Source organism: Flocculibacter collagenilyticus, assembly GCF_016469335.1.
Classification (GTDB): domain Bacteria; phylum Pseudomonadota; class Gammaproteobacteria; order Enterobacterales; family Alteromonadaceae; genus Flocculibacter; species Flocculibacter collagenilyticus.
On record NZ_CP059888.1, the window covers coordinates 673363 to 691183 of the forward strand.

Sequence of the window (17821 nt, forward strand, 5' to 3'; positions counted from 1 at the left end):
AGAGTAAATTCGGCCTTTAATAAATTATTAGGTACAAAGTCAGCTAGTGTTTAATGTAATTAAGTAGTTTATCGGGCGAGGCATCTACGACATCTTTGGCTACCTCTTTATCAACCAACTTAGCGAGAGGATCACTCATTTTTTTGCGTAGTGCACCTAGAAAAGTAGGTTCAGCAATAATATCTACACTGAGTAATTTACTTGTGTTGCGGGTGTTTTCTAAAATGGCGATCAACTCTTTAGCAAAGTCCGCAGTTGCTCGCTCTGTAGGGCTTTCTGCAGGTTCCATTGCATCACTGCCCGGGATATTCGCGCCGCCACCAGACATTGAACCCGGCCGATCGGTCACTAAGTCTTGATCTAATACTCTACCTGTAGCGTTGCCCAGTCCAGGTACTTCACAAAGTTCAGAGCCTTTGTTTTCATACTTGAAAAAACGTGCATTACTGCGATTTGCAACCAATAGCCATGCTTCACCAATCATGTCGTCTCCTTAATTACATTCATCGATAAGGTAAAATACAAGTGTAGTAGATAATTAAAGAGGTAGAAAAAACTCGCTAATTTTATCTGCTGACAACTCAAGCTCAGAACTAAATGCATCTTGAAACGCTCAAAACATCTAAGATAGTTTTCGCAAAATACATAAAAATCAGTAGAATGCGACGAGCTAATGTGTTGATAAATGTTGAGTGATCAGTCTTCACTCGTTACACGTATCACTCAGGTGTTCCAATAAGAAAATAATTAAGAGAATTACATGGCTCAAATTTCTAAGTTGTCGGTTCAGTCGCCAACGTATCAACTTGCTCCTGCGATTATCACAATTAGTAACCTGCGGTTACGTACGTATATAGGCTTTAATCCTGAGGAGTTAAGTAAGCAGCAAGATATTATTGTTAACGCTGAAATTTCCTATTGTGCGGATGATGCCAGTCAGTCAGATGATGAAAACAAAGCGGTTGACTATAAAGTGCTAACCAAAACGATTATTGCACATATCGAGCAGGGGAAGTTTCGCTTATTAGAAAAGCTTACATCAGACTTAATTACTATCATTATGGCTGAAGAGCAAGTATTAAAAGCAACGGTTACGGTTGATAAACCCCATGCACTAAGGTTTGCAGACTCTGTTTCAATTACCCTAAGTGCTGAAAGAAACGATTAGGTAATGTGTGTCATTCAATTTACAGAATAACCACAAATCAAATAGGTGATTGTGTGTTATTTGCGCAATAAATTGGCAATTGGGTACGCGCTCCTGATATTATACGCGCTACGTTTTTTCAGCGCGCAATTGCCCCATAATTAAGGCGCTTATTTTAAACGGTAAATTATTAGTGTGGGAGATACAGTAGTAACCATACTAGTAACATGCAATATGAGAGTTAGGAAAATATTATGACTATCGCTTTGGCGGAAAAGGTCGCGGCAGCAACAACGAATTTATCTTCAGAAGCAAGCAAAGTACGCGATGCGTTACTGGAAAAAGGGTTAGAAACCCCGTTAATTGAAAATGGTTTAACGTCTGAAGAAAAGTATGCACGTATCAAAGCATCACTAACCGACGTGGTTACAACATTAGGTTTAGACTTAAGTGATGATAGCTTAGCTGAAACGCCACATCGAATTGCAAAAATGTATGTGTCTGAAATTTTCTCTGGGCTTGATTACAGCGCGTTTCCAAAGATAAGCGTAATTGATAACAAAATGAATGTAGATGAAATGGTTAAAGTGAAAGATATTAGCTTTACCAGTACCTGCGAGCATCATTTTGTGACCATTGATGGCTTAGCAAAAGTGGCATATATACCTAAGAATAAAATTATTGGGTTATCAAAAGTAAATCGTTTAGTGCGATTTTTTGCGCAGCGCCCTCAAGTTCAAGAACGTTTAACGCAACAAATATTGGTAGCGTTGCAAACTTTATTAGAGACCGACAATGTTGCCGTTACGATGGACGCGACACACTATTGCGTGAAAGCACGTGGTGTAATGGATGCAAGCTCATCGACTCAAACCACCGCACTTGGCGGGTTATTTAAGAAAAATGATAAAACCCGTGCTGAGTTTTTAGCGAATTAATTGAAATAAAAAGGGACAGCGAAATGTGTCCCTTTTTCGTTTTATCACTACTCTTCCTACGACTTCACAAACTTTCTTTTAACGCTTCACGCTCTCTTTTAACGTTTCAAGCGATGTGCAAACCGGTAACCAAACACTCCGAGCAGTAATAGCATTGTGCCAAAGAGTGCGCCACCTTGTTTTTCTTCTACCACATACTCATTCACTACTCTTAAGTCATTATGGCTATTTTCAAGATGTAAGTTGTTAGCGATAGTACTGCTGTATAACAATTCTGATGGCACATGCGCATTGATGATTTCAACTGTTAAAGAATATAAGTCTGTTGGAATATAATCTGGGATGACTTTCTCTAACCGGTATTTATCAAAACGTGTATCGTGTTCAATGACCATGGGTGATGATTCATGTAGTAAAAACGCATGACCAGCAGAGTCACTTAACCACAGCGCTACCACGACTTCTTGTTCGTGTGCTTGCGTATCAATATCTAGCTTTACTTTCAGCTGGCTGTAAAAGTCATCAGCGTCGTTATCTACTGTTAAATCAAGATCGCTGCTGAATAAATAAGGAGTATAAAAACCTGCTTCAAAATCTAAACTTTCTAACGGCATGTAGTCTAAAAACGAGTGTGAAGCATAATCAGCGTGCGCTAAAATTTCGTCATTATAAGCATCTACCACCAATATTCTTAGCAAGTAATAATCAGACTGCCAACCAGTTGATAACTGTGTGTCTACCGTAACGCTATCATTAGTTGATTCATGGCTTAGATGAATAATTGACGATGTATACAGTTCGTCATAATGTAAATCGTCGCTACTCAACTGATACACTAAATACACATCAGCATCTTGGTAAACCGTATCAACGTCGATTGAAACCGATAACTGATTATGAAACCCATCATAATCAAAGTCACTATAGGTAGTAAGTCCTAACTCATATATCCAAAACTCTTCATTGTCATGGCTTTGTGCAATAACCTCTTTATTACTCATTTTCGCTTTTTTTGCCAATGCACTCGATTTATTTTGCATTAATTGACTGGCGTTTTTAGCAGCAAGTAATGACGGTTGTTTCGCTGTGTTTACCGCAGTTTTTGGTTCTTTTTTTACTGGCTGGATACGCTTATTTAATGTGCCATTTTTACTCGTTTTAAACACGCCTGTATATTCTTCATGTTTTGCAGAGCGCAGCCCTTCAGTGCGTGAAGGAGTATCCGATATGACTGACTCATCATCTTGTTCTGCTGCTTTTGTGGCTAATGAGAGTGCTAAAATTAAAACAGCAAATACAGCTATCCAAAAGCCCATTTTAGGCTTATGTCTTTTTGTGGCGCTATTATGTTGAGTGATGTTATTCATTTCATCGTCCTTATTCTTACCATCGCTTAATGACTTAATTAAACAACAGTGAAGCTGAACAAAGACTGAACTAATTGAAGTTGAAGAGATTATTTAGCGCTATTAATGGTTTTGGTTTAGCTACAAGTTTTTATATTATAAATGCAGGTAGTTAGCTAAACTATTAAAAAACAAGGTTCTTCTTAAGTTGATAATAAAGTTATGGAATTAATTTTCTTTGCCACCGCATTTGTGTGTGGATTTGTTGTTTTACAACTAAATTTACCACCATTAATTGGCTTCTTGGTTGCTGGTTTTGTACTGAAATTAGCAGGCTTTGAAAGCACTATCTTACTTGAACAAGTGTCTGCACTAGGCGTGACTATTTTATTGTTTAGTATTGGCTTAAAGCTAAAAGTAAAAAGTTTAGCCAAAGTGCAGGTATGGGGGCCCGCAAGCTTACACATTACCGTTAGTACTTTATTGTTTTCTGGTGCCATATTAGGGCTGAGCTATGTTGGCTTACCGCTTTTTACTGAAATAAGCCCTGAAACCTCGTTGATTTTAGGCTTTGCGCTTAGTTTTTCTAGTACCGTATTCGCTGTAAAAGTATTAGAAGAACGCGGTGAAATGGCCAGTATGCACGGTAAAATTGCGATTGGCATATTGGTTATGCAAGACGTATTTGCAGTGCTGTTTTTAGCGATTAGTACAGGTAAAACTCCTAATGTATTCGCCCTTGGTTTATTAATTTTATTGCCAGTGTTACGTCCAGTGTTATTTCTTGTTTTAAACCGTTCTAAACATGGTGAAGTGTTGCCCTTGCTGGGGTTCTTTCTGGCGTTGATTGTGGGCTACCACGCGTTTGAGTTTGCAGGTATCAAAGGTGACTTAGGCGCATTAATAGTGGGAATGTTATTTGCCTCGCATAATAAAGCGTCAGAGCTTGCAAAGTCTTTATTGCATTTTAAAGACTTTTTATTGGTGGGATTCTTTTTAACAATAGGGCTAAATGCATCATTAAGTATGGAAGCATTAATTGCGGCTTGTATTGTGGTGTTGCTGTTACCAATTAAGTCTTGGTTGTATTTTTACTTTCTTAAAAGTTTTAAATTGCGCGCCCGCACATCATTACTCTCTACATTTTCCCTTTCGAACTACAGTGAGTTTGGCTTGATTGTGTGTGCGTTAGCAGCCAGTAATCAATGGATTACGTCAGACTGGCTTGCGGTGATTGCGGTAGCGGTGGCAATTACCTTTATTATTGCGTCTCCCCTCAATGCTCATGCAAATGAAATTTATGTGAAGTACGAGCCCTTTTGGGACAGTTTTGAATCGAAAGAGCGCTTACCTGAAGAAAAGCCTGTGTCACTAGCACGTTCAAAGGTATTAATTTTTGGTATGGGACGGATAGGGCGAGGTGCATACGAAACGTTAATAGAGTCGTATCCTCAGCGCGTAACAGGTGTTGATATTAACCCAGATTGTGTGAGTAAACATGTTGATGCTGGTCGGTTTGTGGTACTTGCAGACGCGACCGATCCAGATTTTTGGCAGAATATAAATCATTCAGACGTTGAAATGGTACTGCTCAGTATGCCTAAACATGCGCAGAACGTGTATGCATTAGAACAATTAAAAGCATCCGGCTTTAATGGGCGAGTGTCAGCGATAGCGTTTTATTCTGACCAACAAAGAGAGCTAGAAAAAATGGGCGTGGATTCTACATTTAACTTTTATTTAGAAGCAGGTACAGGTTTTGCCGAGCATGTGAAAGCAACTTGGCAGCACTCGAGTTCGCGATAATGTTTGCGTCAAATAAGAAGATGTAGCAAGGCTATGCTACATCTTAAGCTATCCAAATACAGCCGAGAAAAACAGTCGAGCAAATACAGATTATGACTGTTGCTCGGAAAAGGCAGCAAAGCACTCCTCACCTGTCATCATCGTCGTTTTGTTGGCGAAGTCATAAAATGCAGGCTTTTCGTCAATAAATATTTGATGATCTAATTCCGCATTGAAATCGTTAAACAGACCCACAGGCATAATATATTTATGGCTTTCTTTTAAGCGGTAAAATAAATGGGTTCCACACGCTTTACAAAATCCACGCTCTGCCCACTCTGATGAAGCATATATGGTAAGCGGAGCATCATCATTAAAGGTAACATTAACGCCACAGTCAACGGCTAAGAATGGTCCGCCGCCCCACTTTCTGCACATATTGCAATGGCACACGCCAACTTTATTATCTACGTGATTTGCAGTAATGTTAACGGCACCGCATAAGCAAGAGCCAGACACATTAGCAGCAGATTGAGTAGGTGTTTCCATGTAGTTTTCTCCTAGTTAGTAATTTATCTATTTAGTTATTACTGCCTTACTACTTCTTACAGGTTAGCATTGTGCTTTTTAATTTTATAGCTGCGTACGTAAATAAAAACCTTGTTAAGTAATTGGTAAATAGAAATAAAAAAGTGGTCACTAGTAACCTGAACCACTGCAAGTACGTGATTAATCAATAGTAAAAATCGAGAGCGAAATGAGAGTGAATATTAAACCTGTTATAGAAAATGACCATGAGCACGGAGAGTGTGACGAACACTGTGATACACAGTGTAATGATAACTGCTCAAATAAGACATCAACTTGTCACTCTCAAATAGATCAATTATTAGCCGTGATGCGCGAATTGCGTGATCCTGAAACTGGCTGCCCTTGGGATCTCAAGCAGACCTATTCCACAATTGTGCCTTATACCTTGGAAGAAGCGTACGAAGTAGCTGATGCAATTGAGCAAGGCGATTTTGATGAGCTAAAAGGGGAGTTAGGAGATTTACTCTTTCAGGTTGTGTTTTATGCCCAGCTTGCTAGCGAAGAGGGGCGGTTTGAATTTAGTGATGTTGTAGATGCGATACACGAGAAGCTAATACGTCGCCATCCTCATGTATTTCAAACGAATGTTAGCTTTACTGAAGCGCAGGTGAAAGAAAATTGGGAGCGTGAAAAGTCTCAAGAGCGCGACATTAGGCATCAACAAGGCAAGGCTCGTTTACTAGATAATATTCCTCATAATTTACCTGCGCTCTCTCGTGCTAATAAAATTCAAAAGCGCTGTGCTACGGTGGGGTTTGAATGGCCAGATATTCATGGCGCACTTGATAAAGTGGTGGAAGAAGTCGAAGAACTCAGGGCTGAATTACAACACAAAGTGGTGAATGAAGCACAGCAACAAAGCATAGAAGAGGAATTAGGCGATTTATTTTTTTCTTTAGTTAATGTCTCTCGTTATGTGAATGCTGATCCTGAACAAATAATGCGGCAGGCCAACCGGAAATTTGAACAGCGCTTTAATCAGGTTGAACACGTTTTTATCGAAAAAGGACAATCACTTCAAACGGCCACGCTTCAAGAAATGGATAACGTTTGGCAGCAAGTAAAACAAAACCAAAAGCGCGATAACTCTTAATAACTATGGTTAAAGTTGTCTAACACGGTTGAGTAAGCGCTGCTTTTCTTTAGCTGTTTTATACTAGCGTTCATAAACGAAATGAAACGTTTATCTACATCTTTACTGCACATTAAATGCCGAGCGTTAGGATCGGGTGGATTAGCAAATTTGAGGACTGAAATTTGATATTTTAACTTCGGATTTTTCTTTAAAATCCAGCTTAACTCTACTGGGTTAATTAAATAGTAATCAATGCGTTGACGAGAAATAAGCTTAAACACATGCCGCTGTATATTGTCGCCAAAGCTGTGGGTTAAGTAGGAAAGACCCGCAACAGGAGTTTTATATCTCGTCAAACTGCGATCAATTTTGTCGCCGTAAGAAAATCCCTGCTGATGCCCCATAATAAAATCACTTGATAGTAGCTCGGTTACGGTAGGAGGACGTTTAAAGTAATTTGCGAGTTTTTTATGCGTGGCAATGACGTAAGGCTTTTCTAAATAAATAGCATCAGTAAATTGAAACCATTTTTTCCTTTCTTTCACTTTATAACTACCTGCAAAACAGCTATTTACCTTACCTTTTAAATGGTGCACTACCGATGCCCAATCGGGCGCTGTTTGATAGGCAAGCGTGATGTTTTGTTGTTCGGCAATCTGATTTAACAGTTGAATAATAATACCGTCTGATTCACTGCTTGTTTTAGTGTAATAAAAAGGAGGGCGCTCTATGTAAACAATTTGAGCTACTTTAAACGGGGCATTCAGTGCCGACTCTTTACTGATGCTTTGGGTGGCATAGGCAGGGACAGATGTGATTGAATAAGCAGCGATCAGCAAGCTTAAGGCTAAAATAGTGCCAGCTTTGACGTGAGCGATAAGTGGATTGAGTGCGATTTTAAAAAGGTACACCATTATTCCCTTGCACATGTTTTTGCACAATCTAACATGCATCACAGCAGCTTACATTGAGGATAAACTTTATTGTTATTATTACTGCATGTATTGCTACCTACTATAAAAGAAAGGTTAGCAAACAATGCTAAAAAATCAACTTGCCCTTAATTGCGTGCGCTGTTGCTCAAGCGTAAAAAAGCTCCAAGCAATGAATCGACTTTGTTTGTTACCTTGCGACATATCAACCACTTTCACTTGCTTCGCGTTTATTTTCTTTAGTGTTTGTTTTAATGTTTTTAGGTTGTCTTTATTTGACACTAAACTCGTAAACCATAGGCTTTGAGTACTAAATTGCTGGCTTTCAATTATCATGTCTGTAATAAATTTCGCTTCACCACCTTCACACCATAGCTCTGCTTGTTGTCCACCAAAATTCAACGCCTTAGTGTCTTTTTTCGACAGCACTGTATGCTTACCCGACGGCTTTCGCTTGGCTTTATTGGCTGCTAAATTAGTAATTTTGCGTTGCGTACCTTGTTGTGCCGCTTCAAGTGATGTGTGAAAGGGTGGGTTACACATTGTAAAATGAACCTGTTGAATTTGCTTTTGCTGTTTTGCAGATAGATTGGCCTTTGGGTGTTGTAAAATATTCAGAAAGTAATGCTCAGCTTGAGGCTGATGAAAAACACTGATCTCTTTTGTGAGCTTATTAGCTTGACATAGTTGTTGTGCACACTGTACTGAAATAGGATCAATATCACTTGCGATAAAGCGCCAACCATAACTCTTGTTACCAATGAGCGGATACGCCAAATTGGCACCCGTGCCAATATCCAGCCCAATAATATGTTTACCTTTGGGAATGTTGCCATCGTTACTTTGTGCTAATAAGTCAGCGATATGATGGAGGTAATCTGCGCGGCCGGGGATCGGTGGGCATAAGTAGCCTTGTGGAATATCCCAAAACTTAACTCCGTAATAGTAATGCAACAGCGCTTGATTAAGGGTCTTTACAGCAGCAGGATCTGCAAAATCAATGGTTTGCTCGCCTTTGGGGTTTAACTTAGTGAAAGATGCTAGTGCAGGGGTAACCTTTATAAGCTCAGAAATAGGGTAGCGAGTCTGATGTAAGTTTCTTGGGTGCATAAAAGTGATGTCCTAGCGCGAAAAGTAGTGAAGTTTGTTTTGCAGATGGCAGTGATCATAACATTTTCAATTTCTTCAGAACATCGTTGAACTGCGGATAAGTTTATACTGAAAAATAAATCAAATCGTGCTTAAAAGACAATAAAAACTTGAAATACACTCAATCCTGTATAAATATACAGTTATGCGTAAAATTGTACATATAGATATGGATGCGTTTTTTGTATCCGTAGAAATCCGAGATAATCCCTCCTTGGCTGGAAAGCCAGTGGCCGTTGGGGGGAAGTCTGATCGCAGAGGAGTATTGTCAACCTGCAACTATATTGCAAGGCAGTATGGTGTTAGTTCGGCGATGCCCACGGCAATTGCCAAGCAAAAGTGCCCCAACTTAGTTGTTGTACCCGGTAGAATGGAAGCCTACCGCGAAGCAAGTGAGCAAATCCGAGAAATATTTGAAGAGTATACAGGCAAAATTGAGCCGCTTTCGCTTGATGAGGCGTATTTAGATCTTTCTGAATCTAGTTTGCACCAAGGCTCTGCTACGCTTATCGCTCAAGAAATTAGAGCCAAGATATACAAAACAACCATGTTGACTGCATCAGCAGGTATTGCACCTATTAAGTTCTTAGCCAAAATAGCTTCTGATATTAACAAGCCGAATAACCAATTTACTATTGCACCTAATGATGTACTGAATTTTATTGAAACGCTGCCACTAAAAAAAATTCCCGGTGTTGGTAAAGTGACGACGGAGAAACTAAAACGTTTAGGTTTAGAAACGGGGGGCGATATAAGACGTTCGAAAGAAATCTTTCTAATTGAACATTTTGGTAAATATGGGCGGGTTTTATGGGATCGCTGTCATGGGATTGATAACCGAGCAGTGGAAGTGTCAAGAATTAGAAAGTCTGTGGGGGTTGAACGAACCTTTGAAAAAAACGTTAGCAGCCTAGACGAATTGTCCCGCATTTTAATTGAAAGGTTGTTGCCAGAATTAGAAAGGCGTGCACAAAAACATTTAGCTACACGCAGTATGAATAAGCTTGGTGTAAAAGTTAAATTCGCAGATTTTCAACAAACAACTAAAGAACAAAAGCACAATCAAATAGAACGAAACACCCTGATTGAGTTATTACAAGAAGCGTTTTTTCGCGGAAACGGAAAGTCAGTGAGATTGTTAGGTATTCATATTGGGTTAGACGATGATGCGAATACATTCGAACAATTAAACTTTGATCTATAGTAAGTCAACATTGCCATAATTCATCATTATTCAACCTGATTGATGTCATTTTTTATACTTAATATTTAGCCCACACGTTGGATATTGAAATAGTGATGAGCGGTTAAGGCTGAGATAAAGTCATTGATATAAAATACTTTTTAATATTCATTGTTTTTAATTTAGGTAAAATAGAGCGTATTAATTAACCTTCCATTAGACTCGTCAAGGGATCAGGATGCACAAAAACTTCATCGTCTTAGTGGTTATTACTATGTTGGCGCTAACAGGTTGTGGCGCTGAGAATAACAATGCCAGCGAACCTCATGCATCAAGCAAAACGCATACTCAATCCTCTGGCAACAGCGGTATCGCAGCGACGCCCTCACAGCCAACAGAACCCGAATTTAATTTAGAGCAGGTACAACAGGCTTACCGTAACACCCAACTGACGGTGCTAGATATTTCAGAGCGTAGTCGCGAAGGACGAAACTCAATTGCTATTACGTTATCGGTGCCATTAGACCCTTCACAAGATCACCAATCGTTTTTTAATATTAGTGCGAAAAATCAAGGTGCTGTCGATGGGGCTTGGATAGTTTCTAAGTCTGGTAAAACGGTTTGGTTTCCTTTTGTAGAGCCTGATTCAGCTTACGATATTACGATTTATGAAGGGCTGGTGGCTGCAAATGGTCAACGTTTAGCGATGACTAAAAATGCGCGTATTAAAACCAGTCAATTAGCGCCCAGCGTAAATTTTGATACCACTGGTGCATTTCTTACACAAGGGCTAGGTAATGGTTTGCCGATCGTGTCGGTTAACGTAAAGCAAGTTGATATTAATTTTTATCGTGTAAAAGAAAAAAGCCGCGAACCGTTTTTGCAAGAAATGTCGAGTCGACGGGCTTATTGGGGCATTGAGCGCGTGACACAATTTGCGGATTTAGCATATACCGGCCGATACGATCTAAATATTCCAGATAACACCCGTGTAGAAAGAAGCATTGATATTGAGGGAGTGAGCGAGCTTGAACTGCCAGGTATTTATCTTGCGATTATGAATGAAGCTGGTGCGTACAATAAGCATCAGATGATGTGGTTTTCTGTGACCGATATAGGGTTACATGCGCGATTTTATGAAACGCAGTTGGATGTTTATGCCTCCTCTTTGAAAACTGGGAAGGCATTAGCTCAAGTCAATATCAGTTTGGTCAATAATAAAGGCGAAATTCTGCAACAAAGTCTTACGTCCCCTAATGGGCAAGTTTCTTTTACCAGTAACTTAACATCGGCTGCTCTTATCGTTGCGCAAAATGAACAGCACTTTTCTGTCATTGAAATTAACAAGCCAGCGCTAGATTTATCTGATTTCAATATAGGTTTAAGGCCCAACAAACCACAACAATTATTTATATACGCACCTAGAGATTTATACCGCCCCGGAGAGTTAGTGCACTTTAATGCATTGCTGCGTAATGATGATGGTCGATTAACAACGTCTAGTGTATTAAAAGCGGCAATTAAAAGTCCTGATGGAACCAAGGTTAAAACCTTTAACTGGAACAGTAACACGCAAAACTTTTATCAATATCAGTGGCACATCCCTGCCAGTGCACCAGTAGGGGCTTGGCAGCTTGAAGTGAAGAGTGTGGCAGGAAAAACATTTACTTATCAATTTAAAGTAGAAGAATTTTTACCAGAACGATTAAAACTCACCTTTAACCCGAAAAACCCCCAAGAAATAACGGTAATGACAGATCAAAAAGCGCTGAAAGTGCCTGTAATGGGGGAGTATTTATTTGGTGCACCCGCTGCAGGCAATCGCTTATCAACAGAGGTTAGTATTTCACAGTGGCGTAATCCGATAAAAAGTTTGCCAACATTTGAGTTCGGCGATATTCAACAAACAAGATTTAATAAGCGGCTAGCGCTCAAGGATATTCAACTCGATCAAGAAGGCATTGGCGAGCTTGTATATCAAGGTAATTGGTCACAGTTGCATTCTCCACAGTTGCATTCTCCACTGCGAGTTAAATTTATTAGTAGCTTATACGAGTCTGGCGGTAGACCTGTTTCTCGTACGTATTCAGGGTTGGTTTGGCCAAGTGAGAAAATGCTTGGTATTCGTACCAGCTTTGGTGATGTTAATCCGCCAGCACATTCAACAGTTAGTTTCGAAATTATTAAAGCGTCGTTAGATGGCGTTAAACATTCAGCAAATGACTTAGACATAAAATTAATTCGTGAAGATCGCCGTTATTTTTGGGTTTACTCTGACCATCAAGGCTGGCACTACGAGTGGAATGATAATGAATATGTTGAGTTAACAGCATCGCTAGATATTAACCATGACGAAGTAGGCCGCGTTGAATTTCCTGTGACTTGGGGCAACTACCGCTTAGAAGTGCGGGATACAAACCATAACTTGAAAACGAGCACCCGATTTTATGCAGGTTGGAACTGGTATGAAGATTGGCAAAATAGTCAGGCGGGTAGCGGGGCTGCTAGGCCAGATAAAGTAACAATGGCACTTGATAAAGCAGCATTTAATGCAAGTGATACAGCTAAGGTAACCATTGTACCGCCGCAGGCTGGTGAAGCCGTTATATTGGTTGAAGGCGATGCACCGCTTTGGATGAAAAGGCTGCATATTCCAGCTGAAGGTGCGGTTGTAGAAATTCCCATATCTGCTGACTGGCAACAGCATAATATTTATATTAGCGCAGTGGTACTGCAAGCTGGAAATAAAGTAAAAGCGCTTACTCCGAAGCGCAGTTTTGGCTTAATTCATTTACCTTTACAGCGCGAACAACGAAAACTAAATGTGCAGTTTGATGTGGCAGACAAAGCGTTACCAAATAAAACCTTACCAGTAAAGGTGATGGTGAATAGTGCCGACCGTGATGCTGAGGCTAACACAAAGGCTCAAGGCGATACTTCGCTACCTGCTGCTTTTGTTACGCTGGCGGCGGTTGACGTTGGCGTACTTAATATCAGTGACTTTAACACGCCAGATCCGTTTAATGCTTTTTTTGGGCAGCGACGCTATGAAGTTGATGTACGAGATATATACAACAACGTCATTGAGATTAACCAAGCGGATAAGGCAAGGTTGCGATTTGGCGGTGATAGTGATTTAACGCGTGGAGGCAAGGCGCCACTTTCTGATGTACAAATAGTCTCTTTATTCAGCGGATTAGTGCCCTTAAATCAGAATGGAGAAGCCATCATTCCGCTCAACATTCCTGACTTTAATGGACGACTACGTTTAATGGCGGTGGCATTTACTGATGAAGAGTTTGGTCATGGAGACACTGAGGTCACGATTGCCGCGCCAGTGGTGACGCAAATTGCAATGCCACGCTTTTTAGCTATGGGCGATGAAACAGCAATCGCATTGGATGTGACAAACTTAAGTGAACAGCGCCAAGACTTATTCGTTAAGCTTAATGGTGCAGGCGCGATAGCACCACTTAACCATTCGCAAGATATTACGCTGGAAGCGGGGACTAAGACTACCTTACATTATAATGTTAAGGCGGAAGGGCACGAAGGGCTGGCAACGTTTTCGTTGCTGGTATCAGGAGATAACTTACCTGAAAACATTGATAAAAGTTGGCATTTAGGGTTGCGTCCTGCTTATCCTGCGGTTCATACCCGTTTGCAAAAAGTGTTGAATCAAAATGAAAGTGTAACACTTGAACAAAGTAACATTAGCGCGTTGTTACCGAACACAATTCAGGCATCAGTTGCTATTTCACCGAATGCGAATATCGATCTGAAAAACCAGCTTACCCATTTATTACAATACCCATATGGATGTTTAGAGCAAACCAGTAGCCGAGTATATCCGCTCATTTTTGCAACGCCCGACAAGCAAAAGCAGTTCAGTACTAATTTGATCAGTGAAGAAAAGCGGCAAAGCATGATCAACAAAGGCATCGAAAGATTAGCAATGTTGCAGTTAGGTAATGGCGGGTACGGGCTATGGAGTAACACTGCAAGTGAGGAGCATTGGCTAACGACTTATATTGCAGATTTCTTGGTTAATGCTAGAGACATGGGCGTTACAGTACCCGATGAGATGTTAGCTAAAACATTACAGCGCCTACAACGATACTTAGCCCGAACACGTAGCTTTTATGATGAACGCTGGAGCGAAGATAGTAAACATTACTATTTTGCGTATAAAGCCTATGCTGCATATGTGCTAGCTGCCGTCAATCAAGCGCCGCTGGGAGCATTGCGAAGTTTGGCAAAGAACCACAGTGCTAATGCCCGCTCTGGGTTATCGCAGTTACAGCTCGCCATCGCGTTATTTCGCATGGGAGATAAAAAGTTAGGGGAAAAACTGTTAGCAGATGCATTAAATAATCTGCCCAAAAAACGCGACAAGTTTTTAGGCGATTATGGCAGCCAAATACGAGATTTAGCGTTGATGATACATCTATTGCTTAAGCATGATTTGGACGAGCAAGGTGCTATAGCACTAAGTTTCACGCTAGCAGAGCAGCTTAATGTGCGAGAGTATTTAAGTACCCAAGAGCGTAACGCATTATTTTTGGCAGGACTTTCGCTCGCAGAAATACAGAGCCAGCCTTGGTCGGCTGAGATAATTATGGGAGCTGCTAGCACAAAATTAAATCAAACCGCTGCTTATCATAAAACTCTAAATGCTGAGGCAATCGATAATGCCATCAACAATACCATCAACAACGGCATCAACAACGGTATAACGATAACAGCGAAAAGCGAGCAGCCTGTATTAGCTCGTATCAGTGTTAATGGTTATGGAACTAAGCCGCCAGCGGCAGTCGCTAATGGTATGTCGATACAGCGCCATTGGTTAAACCTAAAAGGGGAAGAGGTGAATGTACAGCAGGCAAAAGTAGGTGAGCTGTTGTTAGTAAACTTACAGGTGCGGGCAGAACAAATAACGCCAGATGCTTTGGTTGTAGATTTACTGCCAGCAGGGTTTGAACTGGAAAACCAACATTTAGATCACGCTATTAAACTTGATGAAATAAAGGTAGACGGTAAAACCATCCAGTACTGGCAACAACGCAATCAAGTTAAACATCAGGAATACCGTGATGATCGCTATGTGGCAGCGCTAACGTTGCTTAAAGGGCGTAACACTCATTTATTTTACTTGGTGCGCGCCGTAACTCCCGGCAAATACAAAGTGCCTTCTGCGTTAGTTGAAGATATGTACCGCCCAGAAATAAGGGGAGTAGGTAAAGCAAGCCCTGATATACACGTTATTCAAAAGTAATATGGAATTACTTCGGCGGAGTGTGTTAGCAATGTTTCAGCGTCAACAGAAAGTGGGAATGACTAAAAAGTCGAAATGGACTGTTGTGTTATTCGCGACGCTGGTAATTGCAGTAATGGTCATTAAGTTACTTGATCATGCTTATCCCTTAAATTTGCCCAAGCATAATCAACTTTTTGCTCGGGTAGTGGTTGACGAGCATGACGTGCCTTTGCGTACTTTTGCCGATGAGAAAGGTATCTGGCGCTATCCGATTGCGTTGCCAGAGGTGTCGCCACTTTATATTGAAGCGTTAATAAATTATGAAGACCGTTGGTTTTGGTCTCATCCGGGCATTAATCCATTTTCGTTATTGCGAGCGATGAAACAAAATGTGTTGAGCGGTCGCATTGTTTCAGGCGGTTCAACGTTATCGATGCAAGTTGCTCGCATTTTGCACCCTCACGAACGAAGCATGTGGGGTAAGCTCAAACAGATGATGCGCACTATTCAATTAGAGTGGCATTTAGAGAAAGCACAGATTTTGCAGCTTTACCTTAACACCGCTCCGTTTGGCGGCACGATTGAAGGCGTTCAAGCGGCAAGTTTCAGCTATTTAAATAAATCAGCAAAGCAACTTACTCATGCTGAAGCTGCATTACTTGCTGTTTTACCGCAGGCTCCAACCCGTTACCGCCCAGATTTGCATAACCAAGCGGCGCAACAGGCGAGAGACAAAGTATTGCAGCGATTGGCGAAGTTTGGTGTGTGGTCACAAGAGGTGGTAGATGACGCTAAGTTGGAACAGGTTTACAGTTTTAATTTTCGGCCAGAAGAAATAGCACCATTACTTTCCCGTAGATTACTGGCTTTTTCTGACGGTCAATCTGTTGTTAAAAGCACCCTAAATAGTGACCTGCAACAAGCCGTTAAAGATGTGCTGACCGCATATATGAGCAACCAGCCTAAGTACAGTTCAGCAGCAGTATTGGTGGTAGACAACCACACATCGTCAGTAAAGGCTTATGTTGGCACAGCTGCTTTTGCGGATGAAAGTCGCTTTGGGTATATCGACATGATACAAGCAGTGCGTTCGCCCGGCTCTACATTGAAACCTTTTCTATATGGGTTAGCTATGGATGAAGGGTTAATACATTCGCATTCATTGTTGGCTGATGTACCAAGAAGTTGGGGGGCATACCGGCCGTCAAACTTCAATGGCGCGTTTAATGGACCTGTATCGGCCACGGAAGCGTTACAACGCTCACTGAATATGCCAGCTGTAGACTTACTAGCACGGTACGGTGTTAACCGTTTTGTCGCCCAATTAGCCAATGCAGGCCTGCCATTAACCATCCCACAAGCCAGCCCCAATCTATCAGTTGTGTTAGGAGGTGCGGGTACGTCGTTAGAAAAGCTAGTTCAAGCTTATTCATCGTTAGCAAATCAAGGAATGGTAAGCGAGTTACGTTTTTTACAAAACGAGTTAGCTAAACCTAAACAGAGCCGCCGTTTACTTTCTGTAGAAAGTGCATGGGTCATTCAAGACGCATTAGCAAAAATTCGCCGACCCGACAGTATCAATACCCTAGCCGTTACCGCACCAAAGCAACCACTTGCTTGGAAAACGGGAACGAGTTATGGACACAGAGATTCATGGGCGATAGGTGTGAATAAAGACTATACCGTAGGTGTATGGCTAGGTCGACCCGACGGCACTGCTATGCCGGGTCATCATGGCAGAGTGACTGCAGGGCCTTTATTATTTAGTGTGGCAGATTTATTAGGTGATCAGCCTGAGTCTATTAGTAAACCAGAAAATGTAGAGCAAGCCGCAATTTGCTGGCCGTTAGGTACACTTATGCATGAACAAGCACCACGCTTTTGTCAGCAACAGCATATGGCGTGGATCATAAATCGTGTGGTACCGCCAACTTGGCACACAGCTGATAATGATGCATGGCAATCTGGCATTGTAACGTATTGGATAAATGCTGATTCGGGCTTAAGTGTGACAATGGATTGCAATGTGGCAAGCAAGCGGCAACAGCAGGTAGCTGTTTGGCCTAAGGTGTTGGAACCATGGGTAAGCCACAATGCCCGACGTCATCAATTACTCCCTGAATTAGACGATAACTGTAGGAATACAGCATTAACGCAAACAGTAACGTTAAAAATTACAGGCGTTGTGCCCAACAGTATTTTTCGCAAATCAGGTGAGATGGGGCAGTTTCCAAGCGTTTGGCTCAAAAGTATAGGCGGTGCTGGTGATAAAAATTGGTATATCAATGGTAAATACAAATACACGACGCCTGCGAATAACAGCAAGGAACATATACTATCGTCAAAAGGCCAACAACAAATCATGGTACAAGATCAGCAAGGCAATACTGATATGGTTACAATTAACGTGCTTTAACT

At 41.1% G+C, this 17821-nt stretch carries 12 protein-coding genes; 7 read left to right on the forward strand and 5 right to left on the reverse strand.

The genetic code is table 11. The annotated features are described in order from the left end of the window. Nucleotides 1-43: 43 nt before the first annotated feature. Entirely contained in the window at nucleotides 44-484 is a 441-nt protein-coding gene (locus HUU81_RS02945; protein WP_199610787.1) for a host attachment protein, read from the reverse strand. Nucleotides 485-760: 276 nt separating this feature from the next. On the opposite strand from HUU81_RS02945, the gene folX reads away from it, so the two are divergent. Next, nucleotides 761-1168: a dihydroneopterin triphosphate 2'-epimerase gene (folX, locus tag HUU81_RS02950; RefSeq protein ID WP_199610788.1), complete on the forward strand. Its 408-nt coding sequence runs from the start codon at nucleotides 761-763 to the stop codon at nucleotides 1166-1168. A gap of 233 nt (nucleotides 1169-1401) precedes the next feature. Continuing rightward, nucleotides 1402-2085 (forward strand): GTP cyclohydrolase I FolE, encoded by a 684-nt coding sequence (gene folE, locus HUU81_RS02955; RefSeq protein WP_199610789.1) that lies wholly within the window; start codon nucleotides 1402-1404, stop codon nucleotides 2083-2085. 98 nt (nucleotides 2086-2183) lie between these two features. Here the strand turns inward: folE and HUU81_RS02960 are convergent, their stop codons facing one another. Continuing rightward, on the reverse strand, nucleotides 2184-3452 hold the full coding sequence (locus tag HUU81_RS02960; RefSeq protein ID WP_199610790.1) for a choice-of-anchor H family protein: 1269 nt from the start codon (nucleotides 3450-3452) through the stop codon (nucleotides 2184-2186). Between the two features lie 201 nt (nucleotides 3453-3653). On the opposite strand from HUU81_RS02960, the gene HUU81_RS02965 reads away from it, so the two are divergent. Then, nucleotides 3654-5237: a cation:proton antiporter family protein gene (locus tag HUU81_RS02965; protein WP_199610791.1), complete on the forward strand. Its 1584-nt coding sequence runs from the start codon at nucleotides 3654-3656 to the stop codon at nucleotides 5235-5237. Nucleotides 5238-5327: 90 nt separating this feature from the next. Here the strand turns inward: HUU81_RS02965 and HUU81_RS02970 are convergent, their stop codons facing one another. Then, complete coding sequence (locus tag HUU81_RS02970; protein ID WP_199610792.1) at nucleotides 5328-5765, reverse strand: GFA family protein; 438 nt, start codon at nucleotides 5763-5765, stop codon at nucleotides 5328-5330. A 214-nt stretch (nucleotides 5766-5979) separates the two neighbouring features. Between HUU81_RS02970 and mazG the strand changes: the two genes are divergently transcribed. Then, nucleotides 5980-6900 (forward strand): nucleoside triphosphate pyrophosphohydrolase, encoded by a 921-nt coding sequence (gene mazG / locus HUU81_RS02975; RefSeq protein ID WP_325071761.1) that lies wholly within the window; start codon nucleotides 5980-5982, stop codon nucleotides 6898-6900. On the opposite strand, the gene HUU81_RS02980 is transcribed toward mazG, so the two are convergent. Together HUU81_RS02980 and rlmF are read right to left on the reverse strand one after the other, a co-directional pair. Beyond that, nucleotides 6897-7796, reverse strand: coding sequence for a substrate-binding periplasmic protein (locus HUU81_RS02980; RefSeq protein ID WP_199610794.1), 900 nt, complete (start codon nucleotides 7794-7796; stop codon nucleotides 6897-6899). The genes mazG and HUU81_RS02980 overlap by 4 nt on opposite strands. A 135-nt stretch (nucleotides 7797-7931) precedes the next feature. Further along, nucleotides 7932-8924 carry a 23S rRNA (adenine(1618)-N(6))-methyltransferase RlmF gene (rlmF, locus tag HUU81_RS02985; RefSeq protein ID WP_199610795.1) on the reverse strand — a complete coding sequence of 331 codons (993 nt, stop codon included), beginning with the start codon at nucleotides 8922-8924 and terminating at the stop codon, nucleotides 7932-7934. Between the two features lie 184 nt (nucleotides 8925-9108). Here rlmF and dinB point away from each other — a divergent pair, with 184 nt between their 5' ends. From dinB to pbpC, 3 genes are all read left to right on the forward strand, one after another. Continuing rightward, the gene (gene dinB, locus HUU81_RS02990) at nucleotides 9109-10167 is read left to right on the forward strand and encodes a DNA polymerase IV (RefSeq protein WP_199610796.1); all 1059 of its coding nucleotides are present in this window, start codon (nucleotides 9109-9111) and stop codon (nucleotides 10165-10167) included. Between the two features lie 217 nt (nucleotides 10168-10384). After that, a complete protein-coding gene (locus tag HUU81_RS02995; RefSeq protein WP_199610797.1) occupies nucleotides 10385-15421 on the forward strand; it encodes an alpha-2-macroglobulin family protein in 5037 nt (1678 codons plus the stop codon). 31 nt (nucleotides 15422-15452) lie between these two features. After that, the gene (pbpC, locus tag HUU81_RS03000) at nucleotides 15453-17819 is read left to right on the forward strand and encodes a penicillin-binding protein 1C (RefSeq protein ID WP_199610798.1); all 2367 of its coding nucleotides are present in this window, start codon (nucleotides 15453-15455) and stop codon (nucleotides 17817-17819) included. The last annotated feature ends 2 nt before the right edge of the window (nucleotides 17820-17821 follow it).